Raw genomic sequence first — 4,516 nt, 5'->3', positions numbered from 1 at the left:
TAGCAAGGGTAGGTGGTTGAGCGGTGCGATGTTCGGTTTGCTTTTTTATTTCCCTTCATTCAACCTCCACATACAACCTTAAAATATACCAAAAAAAAATCTCCCTGATAATCAGTCACAAAGCACCTTCTTCATTTTTTTACAATTATTGAGTTTGCAAAACCCAAAAGCCTTCTTAACTTTGTAGTGGCAAATCGGTACGACCAGCTCCTACTAAATCCCCCAGGACCGGAAGGTAGCAAGGGTAGGTGGTTGAGCGGTGCGATATTCGATTTGCCACTTTTTTTCTCACCCAGATAATTACTCCATCACAATTTCGTTTTTTCTAAAGCATTTAGGTTAAATAGACTAAAACCCAATATATATTATAGGGTTTTCACATTTTTAAAAATTATAACTACTTTCGTAGCGATAATCCGATAAACAAATAATCCTTATGAAATTTTTTATTGACACGGCTAACCTGGACGAAATTCGGGAAGCACACGCCCTTGGGGTATTGGATGGAGTTACTACCAACCCTTCTTTAATGGCAAAAGAAGGTATTTCTGGTGAAGAAAATGTAAAAGCTCATTACAAAGCTATTTGTAATATAGTTGAGGATAAAGTAAGCGCAGAAGTTATTGCCACCGATTTTGAGGGGATGATCAAAGAAGGAGAAGAATTGGCCGCTATCGACAATAAAATTGTAGTAAAGGTACCCATGACTAAGGATGGGGTAAAAGCCATTAAATATTTTAGTGAAAAAGGAATTCGCACCAACTGTACACTAGTATTTTCTGCAGGCCAAGCCCTTTTAGCCGCTAAAGCAGGGGCAACATACGTTTCTCCATTTCTAGGTCGTTTGGATGATATTGGAGCCAATGGTGTAGAACTTATTGCTCAAATCGCTCAGATTTATCAAAACTACGGCTACAAAACAGAAGTGTTAGCAGCATCCATTCGACATACAACTCATTTATTACAATGTGCGGAAATAGGAGCTGATGTAGCTACCTGTCCATTTAAAGTAATTATGGGTCTTTTAAATCATCCCTTAACAGATAAAGGATTAGCACAATTTCTTGCCGACCACAAAAAAGCGGCTGAGTTAGCTACTGCTTAAAAGTTAAACCATATATTTGTAAAAGGTAGTAATTTCATCTTACTACCTTTTTTTGGTTTACATCAAACAAAGGCTGTATACAAAAGGACTATTTTGGATTAATAGGAAAAACCAATTATTTCCATCCTAAATGGATTGGAAAGCTCACTCAATTGAAAACATGTGACCAAAAAATCTAAATAACAGTATTAGCTTTTAAGATAAAAGAAATTTTCTGATGCACATAATTAAAGTTAAAGGCAAAGCTAAAATTCCTGATTATATTCAGCTAAGGGATGAAAACTTCGTTTTAATTGCCTATTTTAGAGCGGACCGTCCTTTAAAGAACCTGGAAAAATACGGTCTGGAAGGAAAAGAAAATATTCTTCGAACCCTCATTGAGGAATTACCTTTTGGCAAAATTCAAAAACTGGACCTTTAAGCATGTCATTCTCCACCGAACCCGTAGTAAAGATTCAACAAGCCTGTATTTTTCAAGAAAACAGCGCTATACTTAGCGATATTAATTTTGAAATTGAAAAAGGAGAATTTGCTTTTCTGATAGGTCGGACGGGCAGCGGAAAAAGCTCGTTGCTAAAAACTCTTTATGCCGATTTGCCTTTAAAAATGGGAAGTGGAAAAGTTAGCGGTTACGAACTGAAAGGAATAAAAAGAAAAGATATCCCGTTTTTAAGACGTAAACTGGGAATTATTTTTCAGGATTTCCAACTTTTATTTGACCGGACAGTAGCAGAAAATCTCACCTTTGTAATGAAGGCCACAGGATGGAAAGACAAGTCTAAGATTAAGAAAAAAATTTCCGAGGTCCTAATGCGGGTAGGATTGGATTCAGCCATCAATAAAATGCCTCATCAATTATCGGGAGGGGAACAACAACGAGTTGTGATTGCCAGGGCTTTAATTAATGAACCCCTTATCCTTCTGGCAGATGAACCTACCGGAAACCTGGACCCTGAAGTAGCAGAAGGCATTTTTCGAATTTTTCAGGAAATTAACAAAAGTGGAACAGCAATTTTAATGGCAACGCACAACCATTATTTTGTTAAAAAATTCTCTCAACGTATCCTAAAATGCGAAAAAGGAAAATTAATCGACTCTAAGATAGAAACTGTAGATTTGCATTCAGGCTATTTCTAAAAAACTCCGAACTTTGAAACTGCTAAGCTTCAAAATCCGGACAACTTTCATTTGATTTTATATCAATTACTTATGGCTTTTAGACGAACATCTCCATAGCTGGAGGAAATTTTTATGTTACTGTTCTCCCCTTTACCAATCTTTCCTTTATATTCCCCAACGTTCCTTCCAATATTTACATAATTAAAATCAATATCCTCTTTATCATATCGAAGTTTGGCAAAACTTAACTTTACATCCACATTCGCATCCCAATTCTTTTCGAAGTTTAGCCGTACCCCGCTAAAATCAGCATCAACATCAATAACCTCTACAGTTTTAGCAATATGGTCTATCTCAATGCCATTAGCATGTTTAGCAACTAATCGAAGTGAACGGCTAACACTTCCCAAATCAAAACCAGCAAAACCTACGGAAGCTTCCACCACACCAGCCTCACCAATTCTGACCGAACCATATCGACTATCTAATTCCAAATCATCCGCAGTTCCTATTGTTAATTTTCCAAAACCATTTTCTAAGATTACTTTCCCCAAATGTTCAATATCTAAATCAAAATATCGAACATCCATATTTCCTGATTTCAATTCATCCACTTCCCCACTTCCAAAAGAGAGATCTACGGACAATTTATCTCCCAATAATTTTCTGGCTTTTAAATTTCCATAGGCAAGTTCTAAATCCAATGAGCCTTTAAAGTCGTCAAGAAAAACATCTCCAAAACGATTCTTGAGATCCAACGGATTGCCTTTAGGCATTTTAATCCGGTAGTCAATCGTAAAGGATTCGGAGCTGGAGGTATTAATGCTACCATTCAATTGGGTCTCAAAACTTATTTTATCCTTATTTTCATTTATCTCAATCTCAATTTTATTTAAAATCTTTTGCACTCTGACCTCATTCCTCATTTTTACTTTCACCACAACCTCTACGTCAATTTCATTTTTATCCCAGGTTTCCACATCAACCTGACCGTATTTATTTGACAGTTTTAATTCGGTGGTCTTATTCACCTTATAATTTTTTGAAATCCTCTTTTCCTTTTCTACCTGGGCACTTGCTGAAGAAAAATAAAATAATTGGACTACTAAAATCAGGCTAATTGCGAGTGATTTAAATAAGTTTTCCTTTATCATTGCTTTCATTTGTTTTTTCATTTTGGACATTTTCTAAGATTTGAAGCTGCTGATTTAAAATTTCTAATCGTAGTTGCATGTTTTGCACCATTGCATCAATCACTTTTCTAGTCTTTTCTTCTTGCAATTCTTCTTTAAGTTGTAAGTAACGATTATCCAAAATTTCAATGTCCTTTTGAAAATTCATTACCAATTGCTTATCCTGTATAGAATAGCGACCTACTTCCTTTTCTCTTGAAGAAATTAGTTGCACATAATAAGCTTCCGTCTTCTTTAATTCTTGCACTGCTTTATTTTCCGATACAATTTCCTTCCCCCCTATTGTGGTTGTTGAGTCCTTTCTTTCCAATAAAAGATATGCGCAAATACAAAACAGTGTAATGGAAGCAGCCTTCCATAGGTTATTGTAATCAAGCTTTCTCTTTTTTTCCTTCTTCTTTACTTCCAGATTTTCCTGGATCCTTTTCCAATTTTCATCCTTCGGAACCTTATCATTTAAATCCTCCTGATGTATGCGAATAAACTTTTCCAATTCATCCATAAAGCGCTCCTTTACTTAAAAGTTGTTTCAATTTATTTTTTGCCCGGCTATATTGTGACTTTGAAGTAGAAACCGAAACATCTAATATTTCAGCAATTTCTTGATGGTCATACCCTTCCAGTAGATACAAAGAAAAAATAACTCGATAACCATCTGGCAATTGTTGAATACCTTCACGTATTCTTTCCATATCAAGAATCAAACAATTATCATCAAATCCATAAGGAATTTGGCTTTCATTTCCCACTTTTTCCAAAGGTTCAAAACGAATTTTACGCTTATTCAAAGCATTTATAGATTTGTTCACCACAATACGCTTTAACCAAGCACCAAAAGAAGCGGATCCGTTGTATGAATTAATCTTCTGAAATGCACTCACAAAAGCTTCCTGTAAAACATCTTCAGCTTCCCCCTCATCATTCATCATTCTATAGCAAATATTAAACATTGCTTTGGAATACAGCTTATACAGCTCATATTGAGCGGATCTTTCCCCCTGTTTGCATTTTTCGATTACTTGGTGATGAATGTTTTGGTAAGGCCGTGTTTCCAAAGTATTTAATTATTTTTACCTAAAAGAGTCATAAAATAAGAGAA

At 35.5% G+C, this 4,516-nt stretch carries 6 protein-coding genes and 1 other RNA gene; 4 read left to right on the top strand and 3 right to left on the bottom strand.

What is annotated here, in order from left to right:
- The first annotated feature begins 185 nt into the window (after positions 1-185).
- The 4 genes from ffs to E1171_RS06475 all read left to right on the top strand — a co-directional run bounded on the left by ffs (position 186) and on the right by E1171_RS06475 (position 2,242).
- An RNA gene (gene ffs, locus E1171_RS06490) (signal recognition particle sRNA small type) lies at positions 186-284 on the top strand.
- Positions 285-436: 152 nt separating this feature from the next.
- Positions 437-1,105, top strand: a complete 669-nt coding sequence (gene fsa / locus E1171_RS06485) for a fructose-6-phosphate aldolase (RefSeq protein WP_155205199.1) — start codon at positions 437-439, stop codon at positions 1,103-1,105.
- Positions 1,106-1,322: 217 nt separating this feature from the next.
- On the top strand, positions 1,323-1,526 hold the full coding sequence (locus E1171_RS06480; protein ID WP_155205198.1) for a fructose-6-phosphate aldolase: 204 nt from the start codon (positions 1,323-1,325) through the stop codon (positions 1,524-1,526).
- A gap of 2 nt (positions 1,527-1,528) precedes the next feature.
- Positions 1,529-2,242: a cell division ATP-binding protein FtsE gene (locus E1171_RS06475; RefSeq protein WP_155205197.1), complete on the top strand. Its 714-nt coding sequence runs from the start codon at positions 1,529-1,531 to the stop codon at positions 2,240-2,242.
- 62 nt (positions 2,243-2,304) lie between these two features.
- Here E1171_RS06475 and E1171_RS06470 read toward each other — a convergent pair whose 3' ends face one another.
- The 3 genes from E1171_RS06470 to E1171_RS06460 are packed head-to-tail and all read right to left on the bottom strand — an operon-like array spanning position 2,305 to position 4,472.
- On the bottom strand, positions 2,305-3,387 hold the full coding sequence (locus tag E1171_RS06470) for a DUF4097 family beta strand repeat-containing protein (RefSeq protein WP_155205196.1): 1,083 nt from the start codon (positions 3,385-3,387) through the stop codon (positions 2,305-2,307).
- Positions 3,356-3,919, bottom strand: coding sequence for a hypothetical protein (locus E1171_RS06465; RefSeq protein ID WP_155205195.1), 564 nt, complete (start codon positions 3,917-3,919; stop codon positions 3,356-3,358). The genes E1171_RS06470 and E1171_RS06465 overlap by 32 nt, the downstream gene beginning before the upstream one ends.
- Positions 3,912-4,472, bottom strand: coding sequence for an RNA polymerase sigma factor (locus tag E1171_RS06460; protein WP_155205194.1), 561 nt, complete (start codon positions 4,470-4,472; stop codon positions 3,912-3,914). The genes E1171_RS06465 and E1171_RS06460 overlap by 8 nt, the downstream gene beginning before the upstream one ends.
- Between the last annotated feature and the right edge of the window lie 44 nt (positions 4,473-4,516).

Source organism: Xanthovirga aplysinae, from assembly GCF_009711365.1.
In the GTDB taxonomy this organism is placed as follows: Bacteria; Bacteroidota; Bacteroidia; order Cytophagales; family Cyclobacteriaceae; genus Xanthovirga; species Xanthovirga aplysinae.
The sequence above is the reverse complement of the archived record's forward strand: the minus strand, read 5'-3'. Positions and strand labels throughout refer to the sequence as shown.

What these genes read in the sequence shown, in the direction of transcription:
- fsa (WP_155205199.1), top strand. Translation starts at nt 437, where the DNA reads ATGAAATTTTTTATTGACACGGCTAACCTGGACGAAATTCGGGAAGCA.
- E1171_RS06470 (WP_155205196.1), bottom strand. Translation starts at nt 3,387, where the DNA reads ATGAAAGCAATGATAAAGGAAAACTTATTTAAATCACTCGCAATTAGC.
- E1171_RS06480 (WP_155205198.1), top strand. Translation starts at nt 1,323, where the DNA reads ATGCACATAATTAAAGTTAAAGGCAAAGCTAAAATTCCTGATTATATT.
- E1171_RS06475 (WP_155205197.1), top strand. Translation starts at nt 1,529, where the DNA reads ATGTCATTCTCCACCGAACCCGTAGTAAAGATTCAACAAGCCTGTATT.
- E1171_RS06465 (WP_155205195.1), bottom strand. Translation starts at nt 3,919, where the DNA reads ATGGATGAATTGGAAAAGTTTATTCGCATACATCAGGAGGATTTAAAT.